Annotated in this window: 15 protein-coding genes and 1 tRNA gene; 7 read left to right on the top strand and 9 right to left on the bottom strand. The window is 72.2% G+C overall.

The genetic code is table 11. The features are described 5' to 3' along the window. Nucleotides 1–55: 55 nt before the first annotated feature. Nucleotides 56–127 (bottom strand) — tRNA-Gln (locus IW249_RS13135). A gap of 316 nt (nucleotides 128–443) precedes the next feature. Here IW249_RS13135 and IW249_RS13130 point away from each other — a divergent pair. Both IW249_RS13130 and IW249_RS13125 read left to right on the top strand, forming a co-directional pair. Beyond that, the gene (locus IW249_RS13130; protein WP_196920983.1) at nucleotides 444–1,409 is read left to right on the top strand and encodes an acyl-CoA desaturase; all 966 of its coding nucleotides are present in this window, start codon (nucleotides 444–446) and stop codon (nucleotides 1,407–1,409) included. Nucleotides 1,410–1,633: 224 nt separating this feature from the next. After that, the gene (locus tag IW249_RS13125; RefSeq protein WP_196920982.1) at nucleotides 1,634–2,332 is read left to right on the top strand and encodes a TetR/AcrR family transcriptional regulator; all 699 of its coding nucleotides are present in this window, start codon (nucleotides 1,634–1,636) and stop codon (nucleotides 2,330–2,332) included. 5 nt (nucleotides 2,333–2,337) lie between these two features. On the opposite strand, the gene IW249_RS13120 is transcribed toward IW249_RS13125, so the two are convergent. From IW249_RS13120 to IW249_RS13095, 6 genes are all read right to left on the bottom strand, one after another. Next, a complete protein-coding gene (locus tag IW249_RS13120; RefSeq protein WP_196920981.1) occupies nucleotides 2,338–2,814 on the bottom strand; it encodes a DUF4383 domain-containing protein in 477 nt (158 codons plus the stop codon). A 208-nt stretch (nucleotides 2,815–3,022) separates the two neighbouring features. Continuing rightward, nucleotides 3,023–3,478 carry a DUF4383 domain-containing protein gene (locus IW249_RS13115; RefSeq protein WP_196920980.1) on the bottom strand — a complete coding sequence of 152 codons (456 nt, stop codon included), beginning with the start codon at nucleotides 3,476–3,478 and terminating at the stop codon, nucleotides 3,023–3,025. Between the two features lie 100 nt (nucleotides 3,479–3,578). Then, on the bottom strand, nucleotides 3,579–5,384 hold the full coding sequence (locus IW249_RS13110) for an ABC-F family ATP-binding cassette domain-containing protein (protein WP_196920979.1): 1,806 nt from the start codon (nucleotides 5,382–5,384) through the stop codon (nucleotides 3,579–3,581). Nucleotides 5,385–5,504: 120 nt separating this feature from the next. Beyond that, the gene (locus tag IW249_RS13105; protein ID WP_196920978.1) at nucleotides 5,505–6,452 is read right to left on the bottom strand and encodes a 4-(cytidine 5'-diphospho)-2-C-methyl-D-erythritol kinase; all 948 of its coding nucleotides are present in this window, start codon (nucleotides 6,450–6,452) and stop codon (nucleotides 5,505–5,507) included. A gap of 86 nt (nucleotides 6,453–6,538) precedes the next feature. After that, entirely contained in the window at nucleotides 6,539–7,408 is an 870-nt protein-coding gene (gene rsmA, locus IW249_RS13100) for a 16S rRNA (adenine(1518)-N(6)/adenine(1519)-N(6))-dimethyltransferase RsmA (protein ID WP_196920977.1), read from the bottom strand. A 46-nt stretch (nucleotides 7,409–7,454) separates the two neighbouring features. Beyond that, entirely contained in the window at nucleotides 7,455–8,354 is a 900-nt protein-coding gene (locus IW249_RS13095) for a TatD family hydrolase (RefSeq protein ID WP_196920976.1), read from the bottom strand. A gap of 131 nt (nucleotides 8,355–8,485) precedes the next feature. Here IW249_RS13095 and IW249_RS13090 point away from each other — a divergent pair, with 131 nt between their 5' ends. Further along, complete coding sequence (locus tag IW249_RS13090) at nucleotides 8,486–9,733, top strand: hypothetical protein (protein ID WP_196920975.1); 1,248 nt, start codon at nucleotides 8,486–8,488, stop codon at nucleotides 9,731–9,733. A gap of 43 nt (nucleotides 9,734–9,776) precedes the next feature. On the opposite strand, the gene metG is transcribed toward IW249_RS13090, so the two are convergent. Then, nucleotides 9,777–11,579, bottom strand: coding sequence for a methionine--tRNA ligase (metG, locus tag IW249_RS13085; protein WP_196920974.1), 1,803 nt, complete (start codon nucleotides 11,577–11,579; stop codon nucleotides 9,777–9,779). 149 nt (nucleotides 11,580–11,728) lie between these two features. On the opposite strand from metG, the gene IW249_RS13080 reads away from it, so the two are divergent. Next, a complete protein-coding gene (locus IW249_RS13080) occupies nucleotides 11,729–12,787 on the top strand; it encodes a hypothetical protein (RefSeq protein WP_372432961.1) in 1,059 nt (352 codons plus the stop codon). A gap of 31 nt (nucleotides 12,788–12,818) precedes the next feature. Here the strand turns inward: IW249_RS13080 and rsmI are convergent, their stop codons facing one another. After that, on the bottom strand, nucleotides 12,819–13,658 hold the full coding sequence (gene rsmI, locus IW249_RS13075; protein ID WP_231393438.1) for a 16S rRNA (cytidine(1402)-2'-O)-methyltransferase: 840 nt from the start codon (nucleotides 13,656–13,658) through the stop codon (nucleotides 12,819–12,821). A gap of 141 nt (nucleotides 13,659–13,799) precedes the next feature. Between rsmI and IW249_RS13070 the strand changes: the two genes are divergently transcribed. The 3 genes from IW249_RS13070 to IW249_RS13060 all read left to right on the top strand — a co-directional run bounded on the left by IW249_RS13070 (nucleotide 13,800) and on the right by IW249_RS13060 (nucleotide 17,886). Then, nucleotides 13,800–15,461 (top strand): dolichyl-phosphate-mannose--protein mannosyltransferase, encoded by a 1,662-nt coding sequence (locus IW249_RS13070; protein ID WP_231393437.1) that lies wholly within the window; start codon nucleotides 13,800–13,802, stop codon nucleotides 15,459–15,461. Nucleotides 15,462–15,826: 365 nt separating this feature from the next. Then, nucleotides 15,827–17,104 carry a VWA domain-containing protein gene (locus IW249_RS13065; protein ID WP_196920971.1) on the top strand — a complete coding sequence of 426 codons (1,278 nt, stop codon included), beginning with the start codon at nucleotides 15,827–15,829 and terminating at the stop codon, nucleotides 17,102–17,104. Further along, a complete protein-coding gene (locus tag IW249_RS13060; RefSeq protein ID WP_196920970.1) occupies nucleotides 17,104–17,886 on the top strand; it encodes a peptidase in 783 nt (260 codons plus the stop codon). Before IW249_RS13065 ends, IW249_RS13060 begins: the two co-directional genes overlap by 1 nt. Nucleotides 17,887–17,903 lie beyond the last annotated feature (17 nt).

Below are 17,903 nucleotides of genomic sequence, written 5' to 3'. Positions count from 1 at the left end.
CCGGCACGTTCCCCTCTTACCCCCACCGGACCCTAAAACGGACGTAGGTGGGCAGCTCGGCCGCCAGGGTTCGAACCTGAAATACGGGTACCAAAGACCCGGGTGTTGCCAATTACACCACGGCCGATCAGCGACGCTGAGCATGTCGCATGAGGGATGGATGGACATCCCGCCGCTACACCTTAGCGCCCCGGCCGCCGGACGCCATCGCTCATCCCGCCGTACCGTGAGAGATCGACGCCCCCGACCTCCCAGGCTCGTCGGCCCACACCTCGATCCCTCGTTTCGGGGGCCGGTCAGACACCCACCACCGGGCCTACTGACCTGGGCGTTCGAGTAGTTACACGAAGATCGTTCGAAACTTCCCCGTGCGATCTACGGGGCCGTAAGTTACGGTGACGTAGGCGTAGCTTCGTGATCAAACCATCCCCCTGCGAGGTCCCATGTCGACTGCTCTGCTCGAACCCAACACCGCCGGCCCCGGCCCCAAACCACTCACCGACGGCAGCCAGTCCCCCGGCATCCTGGCCGCCCTCTGGGCTTTCGTGGTCATCCCCTTCGTCGCCCTGCTGGTCGCCGTGCCGGTGGCGTGGGGCGGCTGGCTGGGCTGGACCGACGTGATCATCGGCCTGGTCTGGTACGTCGTCTCCGGGCTCGGCATCACCGTCGGCTTCCACCGCTACTTCACGCACGGCTCGTTCAAGGCCACGCGGTGGCTGCGGGTGACTCTGGCGGTCGCGGGTTCTCTGGCGGTGCAGGGCGAGATCATTCAGTGGGTCGCCGACCACCGTCGACACCACGCCTTCTCCGACCTGGAGGGTGACCCGCACTCCCCGTGGCGCTTCGGCACCAGCTTCTGGGCGTTGACCCGGGGCCTGTTCCACGCACACGTGGGCTGGCTGTTCCGCCGGGAGCTGTCCAACCGCGCGCGTTTCGCGCCGGACCTCATCGCCGACCGGGACATCAGCCGGGTCGACCGGCTCTTCCCCGCGCTGGTGGCCGTCTCGCTGCTCGGCCCGGCGCTGATCGGCGGCCTGGTGACCTGGTCCTGGCAGGGTGCGCTGACCGCGTTCTTCTGGGCCGGGCTGGTCCGGATCGGTCTCCTGCACCACGTCACCTGGGCGATCAACTCGGTGTGCCACGTCTACGGCGAGCGCCCGTTCGCGATGCGTCAGGGCGACCGCGCCTCGAACTTCTGGCCGCTGGCGATCCTGTCGTTCGGCGAGAGCTGGCACAACCTGCACCACGCCGACCCGACCAGCGCCCGGCACGGCGTGCTGCGCGGTCAGGTGGACATCTCCGCCCGGGTGATCTGGTTGTTCGAGAAGACCGGCGCCGCGACGCAGGTGCGCTGGCCAAAGCCGGAGCGCCTCGCCGCCAAGCTCGTGAAGCCTGTCGCACCCCGCTAAAACCGGGCGGTGCCCCGGGATGCCGCCTGGCAGGATGGCCGGATGACCGAGCCATGCGGGGGGACCAGGCGGCTCGGCGGACGGGGTGCCGGGCCCGATCCGGGTACGGTCGAACGGCGCGTCAGGGTGGTCGGACCGCCCGACAGTGAGGCGACGACGTGAACGGGCACAGCGGAGGAACCATTCCACGGCAGGGCGTCACCGAGCGCCAGCGAGGCGGCGACATGCCTGAGGTCAGCGACGACGCGGCGGCAGCTGTCGGCGGCCGACGGGCGACGCCGACGGCGGCACCGAAAGCCAAGGCCCCCTCCCGGGTCCGCATGTCGGCGGCCCAACGCCGGGAGCAGTTGATCGCGACCGGCCGGCAACTCTTCGCCGAGCGCGGTTTCGACGCCACCTCCATCGAGGAGGTGGCGGCCCGCGCCAAGGTCTCCAAGCCGGTGGTGTACGAGCACTTCGGTGGCAAGGAAGGGCTCTACGCGGTGGTGGTGGACCGGGAGGTCCGGGCCCTGTTGGACCGGATCACCACGGCGTTGACCGCCGGTCATCCGCGCGAGCTGCTGGAACAGGCTGCGCTGGCCCTGCTGACCTACATCGAGGAGGAGACCAGCGGTTTCCGGGTGCTGGTCCGCGAGTCGCCGCTGATGTCCGGCACTGCCACCTTCAGCAGCGTCATGAACGACGTGGCGCACCAGGTCGAGCACATCCTGGGCGCCGAGTACAAGAGCCGCGGGTACGACCCGAAGCTCGCCGAGCTGTACTCGCAGGCGCTGGTCGGCATGGTGGCGCTGACCGGCCGCTGGTGGCTGGAGGTGCGGAAGCCGCGCAAGGAGACGGTGGCGGCGCACCTGGTGAACCTGGCCTGGAACGGGTTGTCGCACCTGGAGGCGAAGCCGACGCTGATCACCGCGCGGCGTAGCTGACCCGATCAGCGGCGGTGTACGTCGGCCACCGGGTGCTTGCGGTGCTCCAGCTCCGCCTCGGCGGATTCCGGTGGGCCGACCTTGTCGTAGAGGCCGGTGCCGAGCAGGATCAGGCCGAACAGCATCGACACGACCACTGTCGACATCGAGAAGTTGAGGATGTTCGCTTCGGTCTGCAGCACCGACATCGTCAGGATGCTGGTCACCAGGAACACCACGCCCGCTGTGAGGTTCATGTAGTGGCCGAGGTTGGTGCGCCGCGAGGCCCCGATGATCAGGACGATCCCGAAGATCACCGAGGCGAGCGAGAAGGCCAGGTTGGTCCGGAGCCCGAGGGCCCAGGTGCTGGTGCGGGCGAAGAGTGGGTCGCCGATCGTCTCGGCGACGCCCCAGACGCCGAAGACCAGGATGTAGACCCCGATCAGCCCGGAGAGGACCCGGTAGAGCGGCCGTGCCGGATGGTTGACCGGAAAGTGCGGCATGCCCAGACCCCCTGATGTGACCGTTTCAGGGGAATTGTCGCCCAAGGCAGAGCCAACTGTCCGGAAAACCCCAATGCGGGAGGTCCGCCAAAGGCTGGACCAAGGTCAGGTTTTCGCCGGAGCCCGAGCTGCGCAGGGATCAAGCCTGACCGCCCGGAGCAGCTCGGGCTCCGGCGAAAACCACTGCCGCAACCACAAAGAAGAAGAATCAGAGAACGAGACGAGCCTTCTGGAACGCCTCCGCCTCGTCCTCCGTGCCGACCTTGCCGTACATGCCGACCATGAGCAGCACCAGGGCGGCCGTCATCACCACGACCACCGTGGTGATGCTGAAGTTGAAGATGTTGGCGTCGGTCCGGATGAACGCGAGACCGGCCAGGCTGACCACCATGAGGCTGTACGCCAGCCACTGGTTGATCGCCACGTCGATGTTGCGGCCGAGCGCGGTGCCGACCAGCACGACGATCCCGAGCAGCACGCTGAGCAGCGAGAAGCCCAGGTTGGTGCCCTGACCGAGGACCCGGGTGTCGTCCTGGGCGAGGATCTCGTTGCCGGTGCTCGCGACGATGCCGAGCACACCGAAGACGACCAGGTACAGACCGGTCAGCCCGCCGATCGCCCGGTAGATCGGCCGCGCGGGGTGGTTGACGGGGGTGTGTGCCATGTCTGTGTCTCCAACGCCGTGGGGTAGGTGTCGCCGACGATTGTCTCGCATGTGGTGGTGTGACGCCGCACACGGGGCCCGGGCCGGCGCGCCCGGCCGGTCAGCTCTCGGGCAGGTCCTCGGCGAGGGTCATCCAGCTCTCCTCGATCCGCTCCCGTTCGGCGCGCAGATCCTTGAGCTGGGTGTCCAACTCCGCGACCCGGGCGTAGTCGGTGGCGTCCGCCGCGAGCTGATCGAGCAGCGTGGTCTCGCGCTGGTCGAGCTTGCCGAGTTGCCGTTCCAGCCGGGTCAGCTCCTTGCGGGCCTGACGCACCTCGGCGGCGGACATACCACCACCCGAGGGGGCGGCGGGCGCGGAGGTCGAGGTGACGCCCGCCCGGGGAGAGCCAGCCCGCTCGGCGGTCCGCGCGAGGTATTCGTCCACCCCGCCCGGCAGGTGCACTAGCCGACCGTCACCGAACATCCCGTACGCCGTGTCCGTGACCCGCTCGATCAGGTACCGGTCGTGGCTGGCCACGATGATCGTGCCGGGCCACGAGTCGAGCAGATCCTCCAGCGAGGCGAGGGTGTCCGTGTCCAGGTCGTTTGTGGGCTCGTCGAAGAGCAGCACGTTGGGCTCGCCGGCCAGCAACCGCAGCATCTGCAACCGGCGGCGTTCCCCACCGGAGAGGTCACTGACCGGGGTCCAGAGCCGGCGGTCGTCGAAGCCGAACACCTCGGCGAGCTGCGCGGCGGAGACCTCCCGGTCCCCGAGCTGGACCCGGCGGGCGACCTCCTCCACCGCTTCGAGCACCCGCAGATGCCCGGGCAGCTCGGTGAGCTCCTGGGAGAGGAACGCGGGCCGCACTGTGGAGCCGGTGCCGAGGCGGCCACCGTCTGGCCGGGTGATGCCGGCGAGCATCCGCAGCAGTGTGGTCTTGCCGGCGCCGTTCGCGCCGAGGATGGCGATCCGGTCGCCGGGGCCGACCAGCCAGGTGACGTCGCGCAGGATCTCCTTCGGGCCGGCGTGCAGCTCGACGTTCTCCAGGTCGTACACCTGCTTGCCCAGCCGGGAGGTCGCCATCCGCTGCAACGACATGGTGTCGCGCGCCGGCGGCACGTCGGCGATCAACGCGTTCGCGGCGTCGATGCGGAACTGCGGCTTGGAGGTCCGGGCGGGCGGGCCACGGCGCAGCCAGGCGATCTCCTTGCGGAGCAGGTTCTGCCGGCGGGCCTCGGTGGCGGCGGCGACCCGCTCGCGCTCGGCGCGGGCGAGGGTCCAGGCGGCGAAGCCACCCTCGTAGGCGCGGACGGTCTGGTCGGCGACCTCCCAGGTGGTGGTGCAGACCGCGTCCAGGAACCACCGGTCGTGGGTGACCACGACCAGGGCGCCCCTGCGGCCGACCAGGTGCCGGGCCAGCCAGTCGACACCGCCGACGTCCAGGTGGTTGGTGGGCTCGTCGAGGATGAGCAGGTCGGATTCGCGGACGAGCAGCGCCGCGAGCGCCACCCGGCGGCGTTCGCCACCGGACATCGGGCCGACCGGCTGGTCGAGGCCGAGGTGCGGCATGCCGAGGCCGTCGAGGATGGCCCGCACCCCGGCGTCGCCGGCCCACTCGTGCTCGGCGCCCATGCCCTCGTCGAGCCAGGCGGTGCCGAGCACCACGTCCCGGACGGTCGCCTCGGGCGCGAGGGTGAGCTGCTGCGGCAACCAGAGCACGCGCAGGTCACGGCGGTGGGTCACCCGGCCGTCGTCGGGGTCCTCCTGCTTGGTGAGCAGCCGCAGCAGGGTGGACTTGCCGGCGCCGTTGAGGCCGACCACGCCGATCCGGTCGGCGTCGTCCAGGCCGAGCGAGACGTCCGTGAGCAGCCGCCCGGCGGCGCCGTACCCCTTGGACACCCGGTCCAGATTGACGATGTTCGCCACGTTCCACCCTTCATGATCAAGGCGTCCCGGTGCCGGCGGGCACCTGGACGCCTGTCCCAAGGGTACGCGGACGCCCCGAACGTCCGCGCCGCGTGCCAGCGGCCCCGGTAGGACGCGTCGTCAGCCGACGCGGGCGCCGGCGACCGGACCGTGCGCGACCCGCGCCTCGCGGCAGACGCCCGCGGCGGTCAGCTCGGCGGCGATCCGCTCCGCGTCGGCCGCGTCGGCGGCGAGGAACACGCAGGTCGGGCCGGAGCCGGAGACGATCCCGGTGAGCGCGCCGGCCGCCTCGCCGGCCTTCAACGTGTCGGCCAGCGCCGGGCGCATGGCCAGCGCGGCAGCCTGGAGGTCGTTGCCGAGCGTACGGGCGAGCACCCGGGGGTCACGTTGGCGCAGCGCGCCCAGCAGGGCGTCGGTGCTGCCCAGCGGGGTGCCGGCGGCACCAGAGTCGCGGAGCCGGTCCAGCTCCCGGTAGGCGGTCGGGGTGGACAGGCCGGCGTCGGCGATCGCCACCACCCAGTGCCAGGAGGTGGGGCGGGCCAGCACCGGGCTGATCGCCTCGCCCCGGCCGGTGCCCAGCGCGGTGCCACCGTAGATCAGGAACGGCACGTCCGAGCCGAGGTCGGCGGCGATGCCGGCCAGTTCGTCGCGGGACAGCCCGGTGCCCCAGAGCGCGTCGCAGGCCACCAGCGCGGCAGCCGCGTCGGCGCTGCCACCGGCCAGCCCACCGGCGAGCGGGATCTGCTTGCGCAGGTGCAGCCGGGCGTGCGGCAGCACCCCCGCGTACCCGGCGAGGGCGTGCGCGGCGCGGATCACCAGGTTGGTGTCGTCCAGGGCCAGCTCGCCGGTGCCCTCACCCTCCATGGTCAGGGCGAGGGTGTCGCCCCGGCGGGCCGTCAGCTCGTCGTAGATCGAGATGGCGTGGTAGACCGTGTTCAGCTCGTGGTAGCCGTCCCGGCGCAGCGGGCCCACCCCGAGGTGCAGGTTGACCTTCGCGGGCACCCGCACCCGCACCGGGCCGATGGCCCCACGTGGCTCGTCGTCGTCCGGTCGCCAGGCCTCGGTCACGGGGTGATGTCCCGCATGCGCAGGCGGATGTCGAACGGCTTGGCCACGATCAGCTCCTCGGTGTCCTCGGCGGGCACGGCGTCAGCCTACTTCGCGGCCGGCGTACCGACCGGAGCCGACGCGGCGATGGCGGCGAACTGCTCGACGGTCAGCGACTCCCCACGGGCGCCGGGGTCGACGCCGGCGGCGGTGAGCGCGGCGGCCGCCCGGTCCGCGCCGCCGGCCCAGCCGGCCAGGGCGGCGCGCAGCGTCTTACGGCGCTGCGCGAACGCCGCGTCCACCACTGCGAAGACCCGCTCCCGAGGTACGTCGGAGCGGGGCGGCTCGTGGCAGGTGAAGGCGACCAGGCCGGAGTCGACGTTGGGCACCGGCCAGAACACGTTCGGCGGCACCTTGCCGGCGCCCCGGGCCTGGGCGTACCAGGCGAGCTTCACCGACGGGATGCCGTACACCTTGGAGCCGGGACCGGCGACGAGCCGGTCGGCGACCTCCTTCTGCACCATCACCAGGCCGTGTCGCAGGGTGGGCAGCACGGCCAACAGGTGCAGCACCACCGGCACGGCGACGTTGTAGGGCAGGTTCGCCACCAGCGCGGTCGGTGCCGGGTCGGCCAGCTCGGCGGCGGCGATGCGCAGCGCGTCCGCGCGGTGCACCGTGAGCCGGGCGGCGTCGGCTCCGGCGTGCCGCGCGACGGTCTCCGGCAGCGCCCCGGCGAGCACCGGATCGATCTCCACGGCGTGCACGTGCCCGGCCACCGGCAGCAGCCCCAGGGTCAGCGAGCCGAGCCCGGGCCCCACCTCCAGGGCCACGTCGTCGGGGGTCAGGCCGGCGACGGTGACGATCCGACGCACTGTGTTCGGGTCGTGCACGAAGTTCTGGCCCAGCTTCTTGGTGGGCGCGACGCCCAGCCGGGCCGCGAGTTCCCGGATCTCCGCCGGGCCGAGGAGTCCGGTCATGGCTGGCAGCGTAACGACGGGGTCGGTGCCGACCGTCGGGCCGGGCTCACCACGGGCCGAAGGCCCGGTCGCCGGTGGCGGAGATGGCCGCGCACAGCTCGTCCAGGTCGCTGCCGGTGGTCGCGGCGAGCGCGCGGACGGTGAGCGGGATCAGGTACGACGCGTTGGGCCGGCCGCGGTACGGCATCGGGGTGAGGTACGGGGCGTCGGTCTCCACCAGCATCTGGTCCACCGGGGTGAGCGCGGCGGCCTCGCGCAGCGCCGTCGCGCTGCCGAAGGTTACGGTGCCGGCGAAGCTCAGCAGATAGCCGCGGCGGACGCACTCGCGGGCGAAGTCGGCGTCACCGGAGAAGCAGTGCAGCACCACCCGGTCGGGGGCGCCCTCGTCGTCGAGGATCCGCAGCACGTCGGCGTGCGCGTCGCGGTCGTGGATGACAAGCGTCTTGCCGTACCGCTTGGCGATGGCGATGTGCGCCCGGAAGCTCTGCTCCTGCGCGGCACGTCCCTCGTCGCCGGTCCGGAAGAAGTCCATACCGGTCTCGCCGATCCCCCGGACGCGGTCGCGGGCGGCGAGTGACTCGATCTCCCGCAACGCCTCGTCGAGGTCGCTCAGCCGGGGCGCCTCGTTGGGGTGCAGGGCCACGGTGGCCAGCACGGCGGGGTACCGGTCGGCGGTGTCCGCGCCCCACCGGGAGGAGGCGACGTCCACGCCCACCTGGACCAGTCGGTCCACGCCGACCTTCGTGGCCAGCGCGATGGCCACGGCCACCGGGTCGTCGGCCGGGCCGCCGCCGGGCACGCCGGCCTCGCTGACAGTGATGTCCAGGTGGGTGTGGCTGTCCAGCACCGCCCGGGGCAGCGACTCGGGGGCGGGCGGAAACTCTCCGGCCCGCCGGGCGGCACGCTCGCGGCGGGATTCAGTGGGCTCGCTCATCAGCGACAGCATCACACACCGGGCCTGTCCATCTGCCCGCCACCCGACGTTCACCCCGACTACGCCGCGCGACTCTACGGTCACCACCGAGCGGACGCGACAGGTTGCAAACCCCATCTCATCGAACAGAGGGACATGACGGCATGAGCGTCACCCCCCGGGCCGATGGCACCGCCGGCGAACGGACCGGCCTGCACGTGGCGTTCGGAGGCGGCGTGTATCCGGCCGAGGAGATCGCCCGGGGCGCCGCGTACGAGTTGTTCAGCGCCGACGAGGTGGCCGGCTTCGAGTGGGCACCCCGCCCGGGCAGCGCCCTGCCGTGGCGCCGTTTCGTGCACGTCACCGAGGTGACCGCGGTGCACGGGGCGACGGAGCCGGTCGACGAGCCGGAGACGCCGCTGCTGATGCCCGCCCATCGCGAGCGGGGTTGGGCGTACCTGCACCAGCTCAGCCAACAGCCGGCGGCGGCGGGCGACCCGACGCTGGCGATGGCGCGCGCGTCGGCTGTGGTCCGGCGGGGCACCCGGATGATGAAGGTGCTCTCGGCCCAGCAGGTCGCCGGCTACCTACGGGGTTGGCTGCCACACGGCTTCTGCTACCGCGAGCACGACGTGGCGCACCTGCGTACGCCGGCGGCGACGACGGTGCTGCGTACCGACGGCGACGCTGGCCGGGACGGCCCGGACGTGGCGTACGCGCTGCGCTGGCGGGCGTCCGACCCGGGCGACTACGACGTGCCGGTGGGCCCGGCGCACCGGGGTCTGACCGCGCTGCCCTCCCGGGACCGGCTCGGCGCCCCGGTGCTCGGCACCGGCTTCGTGCCCAGCAACGGTCAGCTGATCCCGGAGTTCATCACCCGGGACTTCGCCGACCTGCCGATGCCGGCGAACGCCGCCCTCATCGCCTACCCGGCGGAGGGGGTGGAGGTGGTGCTGTACACCTACCAGGCCGAGCAGCGCGGGTGGCTGCGGATGGTGGGCCCGCAGTGGCGGCACCTGCTGGCCGCGGTGCCGGGCCTCTCCCCGGATCAGGAGTACGTGCCGAACGCCGACGCGCCCCGCTCCACGCAGTTGGTCGGCATGTACGGCGACAGCGAGTACGAGGCGGTCGCCGACCTACCCGGCGGGTTCCGGGTGCTGGCGATGACCAGGGCGGCCCGTTACCCGGTGGAGGCGGTGGCCCGCCGGGTCCGGTTCGCCGCGTGGCGGGGGGTGCTGTGCCTGGTGCTGCGGGAGGAGGCCGGCTGGCTGCGGGTGCGCCTGCGCTACCCGAACCCGGACACCGTGGTCACCACCGGCGCGCAGTGTCAGGAACGTGGCGTCTACGAGGCGTGGGCGCCGGGCGCCGAGGTGACCGACGACCAGGTGATGGACACCCGGTACGCGATGTGACGGCGCGCGGCGGCAGGGCTTCCCGCCGCCGCGCGTCGTACGTTCAGTCGGCCAGCCGGGCCAGCTCCTCGTCGACGATCGACGGGTCGAGCTTGCGGAAAACCGGCTTCGGCACGGCCAGCGGGCGGCCTGCCTCGATGGACACCGACTCCCAGCGCGCGCCGACGGTGTAGTCCCCGGTGAGCACCGGGTACGCCGGGCCGCCGTCCAGGTCGTCGACCTGCTCGATCACCGGCATCGGCGCGTGTACGCCGGTGCCCCCGAGCAGCTCGTGCACCTGCTGCGCGGAGTGCGGCAGGAACGGGGTGAGCAGCGTGTTGGCGTCGCTGATCACCTGGAGGGCGACGTGCAGGATGGTGCCCATCCGGGGCTTGTCCGCCTCGTCCTTGAGCTTCCAGGGCGCCTGCTCGGAGAGGTACCTGTTGGCCTCGGCGACCACCTTCATGGCCTCACCGATCGCCTGCTTCTGCCGGTGCCGGCCGATCAGGTCGCCGACGGTGGTGAACCCGGCCCGGGCGACGGCGAGCAACGCCTCGTCGGCCTCGGTGAGCCCGGCCGGGTCGACCGGCGGGATCGCCCCGAAGTTCTTCGCGGCCATCGAGACGGACCGGTTGACCAGGTTGCCCCAGCCGGCGACCAACTCGTCGTTGTTGCGGCGGAGGAACTCGGCCCAGGTGAAGTCGGTGTCGTTGCTCTCCGGGCCGGCGGCGGCGATGAAGTAGCGCAGCGCGTCGGCGTCGTAGCGCTCCAGGAAGTCGCGGACGTAGATGACCACCTTGCGGGACGAGGAGAACTTGCGCCCCTCCATGGTCAGGTACTCGCTGGAGACCACCTCGGTGGGCAGGTTGAGCCGACCCAGCTCGCCCGGCTCACCGTCGCGGGAGCCCTCGCCGGAGTATCCGGAGAGCAGCGCCGGCCAGATCACCGAGTGGAAGACGATGTTGTCCTTGCCCATGAAGTAGTAGGACTGGGAGTCCTTACCGGCACCGTCGGTGGACCACCACTTCCGCCACGCGTCGGGGTCGCCGGAGCGGCGGGCCCACTCGATCGACGCGGACAGGTAACCGATGACGGCGTCGAACCACACGTAGATCCGCTTGTCCGACCGGTCGCGCCAGCCGTCGAGCGGGATCGGTACGCCCCACTCCAGGTCACGGGTGATCGCCCGGGGCTGGAGGTCGTCGAGCAGGTTGCGGGAGAACCGCAGCACGTTGGGCCGCCACCCCTCGCGGGTGTCCAGCCACTGCCGCAGCACGTCGGCCAGGGCCGGCAGGTCCAGGAAGAAGTGCTCGGTCTCGACGAACTTCGGAGTCTCCCCGTTGATCCGCGACTTCGGGTTGATCAGGTCGATCGGGTCGAGCTGGTTGCCGCAGTTGTCGCACTGGTCACCGCGGGCGCTGTCGTACCCGCAGATCGGGCAGGTGCCCTCGATGTAGCGGTCGGGCAGGGTACGCCCGGTGGACGGGGAGATCGCGCCCATTGTGGTCTTCGGCACGATGTAGCCGTTGCGGTACATCCCCTCGAACAACTCCTGCACCACCGCGTAGTGGTTGCGGGTGGTGGTGCGGGTGAACAGGTCGTAGGAGAGACCGAGGCCGTGCAGGTCCTCGACGATCACCCTGTTGTACCGGTCGGCCAGCTCGCGCGGGGTCACCCCGTCGGCGTCGGCCTGCACCTGGATCGGGGTGCCGTGCTCGTCGGTGCCGGAGACCATGAGCACGTCGTGGCCGGCCATCCGCATGTACCGGGCGAAGACGTCGGAGGGAACGCCGAAACCGGAGACGTGGCCGATGTGGCGGGGGCCGTTGGCGTACGGCCAGGCCACTGCCGCGAGAACGTGACTCATGAGCAGTGAGCCTAGTGACAGGTCCGGGGCGTTCGCGAACCAATGGGGGGTGCCCGACCGGCGGACCGGTCCGACCACCTCGCCCGTTGGTCCGATTTGTCGCCGACACGCGGCTCAGCTGCCCGTTTCACCTCCTGGGGCGGTGTGCAATGAACGTCGTGACGGGCAGAGGAGCGGCGCGGGACCACGAGGACCGTCCCACCGGGCCGGCGGTCGGCGGCGACCCGGGGCCGGAGCACGCCGCGCCCCGGGTCGCCGGGGTCGCGCCGCAGCCCCGGCTGGTGCCCAACGCCGCCCCGGGTGCGCAGCGGCCCACCCCGGCGGGAAGATCCGCCGCACCGGCCCGCCCCGCACCGGCGGCGCCGTCGCCCACCCCGACCCGTCCGACCCCCGCGGCACCCGTGCCCAGCCCGGTCCGGCCCGGCTCGTCGGGCCGGCCGGCCGGCGCGGTGCCGGGCGGCGGGGAGTCCGTCGAGGTGGAACCGACCACCGGCGCGCCGGTGGACGCGGTGCCGCGTCGGGTGCCGGTCCGGCAGCAGGGCCGCCGGCAGCGCGACCACCGGCCCGACGGCGACCCGGCGGACGACGACGGCGCTTTCTGGGCACCGATCGAGCAGGTGCACTGGGACGGCACCCCGGTCCGCAAGGACCCGGCACCAGCGCGGTTTCGCGGCTTCCGGCTGGCGTGGCGCCGGACACCCAGCCGCACACCCCCACCGCCGGATCCGCTGCCCGGGCTCGCCGCGCTGGTGGGGCTGAGCCTGGCCGCGGCCTTCTTCGCCTGGGTCAGCGCCGGCCCGTTCTGGCTCGCGGTCGGGCATGCCCGGACGGGCACTGTGGTGATCGACGACTGCTCCGGTGGCGGGCTCACCCAGCGGTGCCGGGGGATCTTCACGGCCGACGACGGGCGGTTCATCGCCCATGGTGTCCGGGTCAGCGGCGTGCCCGTCGAGGAGAGCGCGGCCGGTACCCCGCTGCCGGCGCGGATGACCGGCCCGGACAGCGGCACCGCGTACGCGGACGTCGGCGTGGGCCGGCACCTGCTGTGGCTGCCCGGTCTGCTGGTGGTGCTGGGCTGCACCGCCGGCATCGTCCGGTGGACCGGGTCGTCCCGGCTGCCCGGCCGCCGGCACCGCCGCTGGGCGGTGGCCGCCGCCATCGCCGGCCCCATGCTGATCACCTTCGGCTTCCTGGCCGCCGCGTGGTGACCCCGTGGTCAGGCGGCCCCGACCACAGCGGTCAGCTGTGCACGATCGTGTAGACGTCCCGGCGGCGCAACGCGTACTCGGTGGCGACGTCGGTGATGGCGTCCCGGCGGGACCGGCCGGCGGCCTCCCGCTCGGCGACGGCGGCGCGCAGGGTGTCGTCGTCGGGGCGTTCGGCGGCGGTCACCGGCGCTCCGGCCACCACCACTGTGATCTCTCCGCGCGGGTCTCCCTCGCTGGCCCACCGGGCCAGCTCGCCGAGGGGGCGGCGGAGCACCTCCTCGTAGGTCTTTGTGAGTTCGCGGCAGACCGCGGCCGGCCGGTCCGCCCCGAACGTGTCCGCCAGGTCGGTGAGCATCGCACCGATCCGGTGCGGGGCCTCGAAGAAGACCAGGGTGCGCTCCTCGGCGGCGAGCGCGCGCAGTCGGGATCGGCGGCCCCCGGGGGTACGGGGCAGGAAGCCCTCGAAGCAGAACCGGTCGCAGGGCAGCCCGGAGACGGCCAGCGCGGTGGTGACCGCGCTCGGCCCGGGGGCGACGGTGACCGGTGCTCCGACATCCAACGTGGCGCGGACCAGCCGGTAGCCGGGGTCGGAGACGCTCGGCATCCCACCGTCGGTGACCAGCGCCACCACGTACCCGCCGAGGATGGCCTCGACCAGTTCGGGGGTGCGCCGCTCCTCGTTGCCCTCGAAGTAGGAGACGATTCGACCGCCGACGGTGAGGTCGAGGTCGCGGGCCAGCCGGGTGAGCCGGCGGGTGTCCTCGGCGGCGACCACGTCGGCGCTGACCAGCACCTCCCGGAGTCGGGCCGAGGCGTCGGCGGGGTTGCCGAGTGGAGCACCGAGCAGAATCAGGCGCCCAACTTCGGACATTTCACCCACGAATTCGTCTCCTTCACTGACTGGGAATACCGGTATCAGGGACGACGGACGCCACCGGACACCTTGGCAGCCTACGATCGCCGGGTGACGAGTGCGTCGACAGCGCAGAGCCCGAGCGCCGATCCGGACAAGATGATCCAGGTGACGGGCGAGCCCGGTGCCACCCAGGAGCCGACGGCACCGAACGCCGAGGGCGGCGGGGTGGCCGCCATGGTCCGGCGACGGTTCGCCACCGTCGACACCCAGGCGGACCGGTTCTCCTGGCTGGCCACGGCGGTGGTGGTGGCCATCGCGGCGATCGTGCGCTTCGTCGGGCTGTCCAGCCCCAAGGGCAAGATCTTCGACGAGACGTACTACGCCAAGGACGCCTACGGGCTGATCTCCCGTGGCGTGGAGTGGAACTACAAGGACAACGTCCCGTCGTACGTGGTGCACCCGCCGCTGGGCAAGTGGTTGATCGGCATCGGCGAGTGGGCCTTCGGCTACCAGGACGCCGATTCCAAGGTCTCCGTCCCCGGGCACCTGATGACCACCGCGCCGGAGTTCGGCTGGCGATTCTCGGCGGCCGTGATCGGCACGCTGTCGGTGCTGCTGCTGGTCCGCATCGGTCGGCGGATGTTCCGCTCGACGGTGCTCGGCTGCGCGGCCGGCCTGCTGCTCGCCCTGGACGGCTTCCACATGGTGCTGTCCCGTGCGGCCCTGCTCGACATCTTCCTGCTCTTCTTCGTGCTGGCCGCGTTCGGCGCGCTGGTGCTCGATCGGGACGCCCGCCGTCGGCGCTGGGCGCGGGCTCTGGACGACGGGCTCGACCCGAGCCAGCCGGGCCGGGCCGGCCGGCCGCCGACCGGTTGGCGCACCTGGCCGTGGTGGCGGCTGGCCGCCGGGGTGCTGATCGGCTGTGCCTGCGCGGTGAAGTGGAGCGCGCTGTACTTCGTGCCGGCCTTCGCGCTGCTGGTGCTCTTCTGGGAGGTCGGCGTCCGCCGCTCGGCGGGGGTCCGCCGGCCCTGGCGGGACACGCTCGTCGACGAACTGCCCTGGCTGGTGCTCGCGGGCGTGCTCATGGTGGGCACCTACATCGCCACCTGGTCGGGCTGGCTGCTCACCGACGACGGTTACTACCGGCTCGCGTCGTCCTACCCGGGCGCTCCGCTCAGCGACCGCCCGGTGATCGGTCCGCTGATCAACCTCTTCGAATACCATCGCGCGGCGTACGGCTTCCACGCCCAGCTCGACGACGCGCACAAGTACCAGTCGTGGCCGTGGCAGTGGTTGCTGCTGGGCCGGCCGGTGGCGTTCCACTACGCCAACAACGGCGTCTGCGGCGCGGCGACCTGCTCCTCGGAGATCCTGCTGCTCGGCACCCCGCTGCTCTGGTGGTCGTTCCTGCCCGCCCTGGTTGCCCTGGTCTGGCTGGGTGTGGCCCGTCGGGACTGGCGGGCCGGCGCGATCCTGCTCACGGTGGCCGCCGGGCTGCTGCCGTGGTTCTGGTTCGCCCTCGACGGCCGGACGATGTTCTCGTTCTACGCCGCGCCGGCGGTGCCGTTCCTGGTGCTGGCCGTGGTGTACGTGCTGGGCGCGCTGATCGCGCCCCCCGGGGGTGACGTGGGTGCGGTGGCGCCACTGGTGCCCGGTGACCCGAGTTACGAGCGCCGACTGGTGGGCAGCATCGCGGCGGGGGCGTACGTGCTGCTGGTGGCGGCCTGCTTTGCGTACTTCTATCCGATCTTCGTCGGCCGGGTGATTCCGTACTCGGACTGGCTGTCCCGGATGTGGCTCGACGGTCGGTGGATATAAGCACCGACAGGCGACGCGCCGCACAGCGCGACGGAAGAAGGGCCCGCACGCCGAAGCGTGCGGGCCCTTCTTGACAGAGACGCGCGCCCCGATCGCCTGCCACGGGGGAAGCGGGCGATTGGGGCGCGCATGAAGAGCTTAACCACCGCGCACCACCGGCACAACGGGTCGACTTGGGTCAGATTTCCGACGGATGCTGGCCGAGCCGACACCTTTCCTCGCACAGTTGACCGAGGGTGACCTGCCGTGGACCCAGAGCGCGGGCACGGCCGGTCCGAGGTGGCCCCTGACCCGGCCGGTGTCGTCGGTTCCGGGCCTCGCCACCCAAACGATCATCCAAAGTGGATCTCACTACACTGCGGGTCGTGATCAACTTCAGACGATCGACGGCGGTCCTTCTCGGACTGCTGGCGACCACCGCGCTGGCCGGGCCGGCCCAGGCCGACGAGGAGCCGACGCCCGAGCCGCCCCGGGTCGAGCTGGTGCTCGACGTCAGCGGGTCGATGCGCGCCGCCGACATCGACGGACGCAGCCGGATCGCCGTCGCCCAGCAGGCCTTCAACGAGGTAGTGGACGCGCTGCCCGAGGAGACACAACTCGGCATCCGGGTGCTCGGCGCGACCTACCGCGGCAAGGACAAGAAGGTCGGTTGCCAGGACACCCAGCAGATCGTGCCGGTCGGCCCGGTGGACCGGACCGCCGCCAAGGCCGCGGTGGCGACACTTCGGCCGACCGGGTTCACCCCGGTCGGGCTGGCGTTGCGCTCCGCCGCGCAGGACCTGGGCACCGGGGCCACCACCCGGCGGATCGTGCTGATCACCGACGGCGAGGACACCTGCGCACCGCCGGACCCGTGCGAGGTGGCCCGGGAACTGGCCGCCCAGGGCACCAGCCTGGTCGTCGACACCCTCGGCCTGGCTCCCGACGAGAAGGTACGCCGGCAGCTACTCTGCATCGCCAGCGCCACCGGCGGGACCTACACCGCCGCGCAGAGCGCCGAGGAGTTGACCGACCGGATCAAGCAGCTCGTCGAGCGGGCCGGCGACACGCACACCCGGGCCCCGACCGTTGTCGGCGGCACGAACGCGTGCGACTCGGCGCCGCTGCTCACCCCCGGCGTCTACGCCGACCGGGAGGCGTTCTCCGAGCATCGCTACTACCGGGTGCCGATCCGTCCCGGGCAGGAGCTGCGGGCTTCGGTGAGCATGGCGCTGGACCGTGCCGTCAACCGGGACTACGGGGTGCTGCTGCGGGCCACCGCGGCCGACGGCCGGGAACTCGTCCGGGGCGCGGACGCGGGCAGCGGACGGACCGACGTGCTCTCCGCCGGGCTGCGCTGGTCGGCCACCGCCGACGACGAGGATGCCGCCGAAACCGAGGAGAGCGCCGCGCCGGTCGTCGAGCCCACCACCGTCTGCCTGGTGGTGAGCAACTCGTTCGCCCCGCGGCCCGGCACCGCGGCGACCCCGGGCATGCCGGTGGAGTTGACCATCGACGTGGTCGCCGCCGCACCCGCACCCGACGGACCGGACCTCGGCCGGGGCTGGGTGCTGCTCGCCCTGCTCACCGTCGCCGGGCTGATCACCGGCCTGCTCGCCGGCCTGCTCACCCGCTGGTGGGTCGCCACCTGGAGGGAGAACTGATGCGTACCGCACTGTTCCGGTCGACGGCGGCGCTGCTCGCCGCCGGCGGGGTCGCCCTGCTCCCCACCGCGGCCGTCGCCGCACCGACCCCCTCCCCCGGTGCCACGCCCGTGAACCGGGCCGGCACGTCGTTCCTCACCGCCACTCCGATCACCGCCGGTCAGCCGGTACGGGTGGACGCCTCGATCGGCGACCACCTCTACTGGTCGTTCCCGGCGACGGCCGGCCAGGTGCACGAGATCACCGCCACCGTCACCTTCCCGAAGGGACGCAGCGGCGCCTCCACCTGGACCGTGGACGTCTTCGACGGGCTGCGCCGACGCCAGGCGTGCACGGCGGGGGCGCAGACCCCGACCGTGGACGCGAAGGCGTCGAACGTGGTGCTGGGCTGCACACTGCGCGAGGTGCGGCCGTGGGCGGAGCCCTGGTCGGCCGATCCACTGCCCGGCACGTACGTCATCCGGCTCTCCGTGATCGACCTGCCGGAGCCGGATCTGGGTGCGCCGGTCGACGTCGACCTGCTGGTCGGCACCACCGCCGACCGGGGCGCCTCGGCCGACGACGGCGAGTTGGCCGCGCCGCTGGTGCCGAACACGAAGGCCGGCACCGTGCTCAACGCCGTACCCCCGGTGGACGCGGAGGCCGACGACGAGGGCGACCCGCTGACGGACTGGTTGCCGGATCTCGGCTCGCGCTGGGTCTGGACCGGCATCGGCGGCGCGCTCGCCGCGGTGGCCGGCGTGTTCGGTTTCGCTGTGACCCGGCGGCCTCGACGTCGCTGAAACGCCCCCTCTGGTGG

The sequence above is a fragment of the Micromonospora vinacea genome, from assembly GCF_015751785.1.
GTDB classification, from domain to species: domain Bacteria; phylum Actinomycetota; class Actinomycetes; order Mycobacteriales; family Micromonosporaceae; genus Micromonospora; species Micromonospora vinacea.
This window is presented reverse-complemented; position numbering and strand designations above follow the sequence as displayed.

Excerpts from the sequence above, each read along its gene's own strand:
- IW249_RS13130 (WP_196920983.1), top strand. The coding sequence starts at position 444 with ATGTCGACTGCTCTGCTCGAACCCAACACCGCCGGCCCCGGCCCCAAA.
- IW249_RS13125 (WP_196920982.1), top strand. The coding sequence starts at position 1,634 with ATGCCTGAGGTCAGCGACGACGCGGCGGCAGCTGTCGGCGGCCGACGG.
- IW249_RS13120 (WP_196920981.1), bottom strand. The coding sequence starts at position 2,814 with ATGCCGCACTTTCCGGTCAACCATCCGGCACGGCCGCTCTACCGGGTC.
- IW249_RS13115 (WP_196920980.1), bottom strand. The coding sequence starts at position 3,478 with ATGGCACACACCCCCGTCAACCACCCCGCGCGGCCGATCTACCGGGCG.
- rsmA (WP_196920977.1), bottom strand. The coding sequence starts at position 7,408 with ATGACCGGACTCCTCGGCCCGGCGGAGATCCGGGAACTCGCGGCCCGG.
- IW249_RS13095 (WP_196920976.1), bottom strand. The coding sequence starts at position 8,354 with ATGCTGTCGCTGATGAGCGAGCCCACTGAATCCCGCCGCGAGCGTGCC.
- IW249_RS13090 (WP_196920975.1), top strand. The coding sequence starts at position 8,486 with ATGAGCGTCACCCCCCGGGCCGATGGCACCGCCGGCGAACGGACCGGC.
- metG (WP_196920974.1), bottom strand. The coding sequence starts at position 11,579 with ATGAGTCACGTTCTCGCGGCAGTGGCCTGGCCGTACGCCAACGGCCCC.
- IW249_RS13080 (WP_372432961.1), top strand. The coding sequence starts at position 11,729 with ATGAACGTCGTGACGGGCAGAGGAGCGGCGCGGGACCACGAGGACCGT.
- rsmI (WP_231393438.1), bottom strand. The coding sequence starts at position 13,658 with ATGTCCGAAGTTGGGCGCCTGATTCTGCTCGGTGCTCCACTCGGCAAC.
- IW249_RS13070 (WP_231393437.1), top strand. The coding sequence starts at position 13,800 with ATGATCCAGGTGACGGGCGAGCCCGGTGCCACCCAGGAGCCGACGGCA.
- IW249_RS13060 (WP_196920970.1), top strand. The coding sequence starts at position 17,104 with ATGCGTACCGCACTGTTCCGGTCGACGGCGGCGCTGCTCGCCGCCGGC.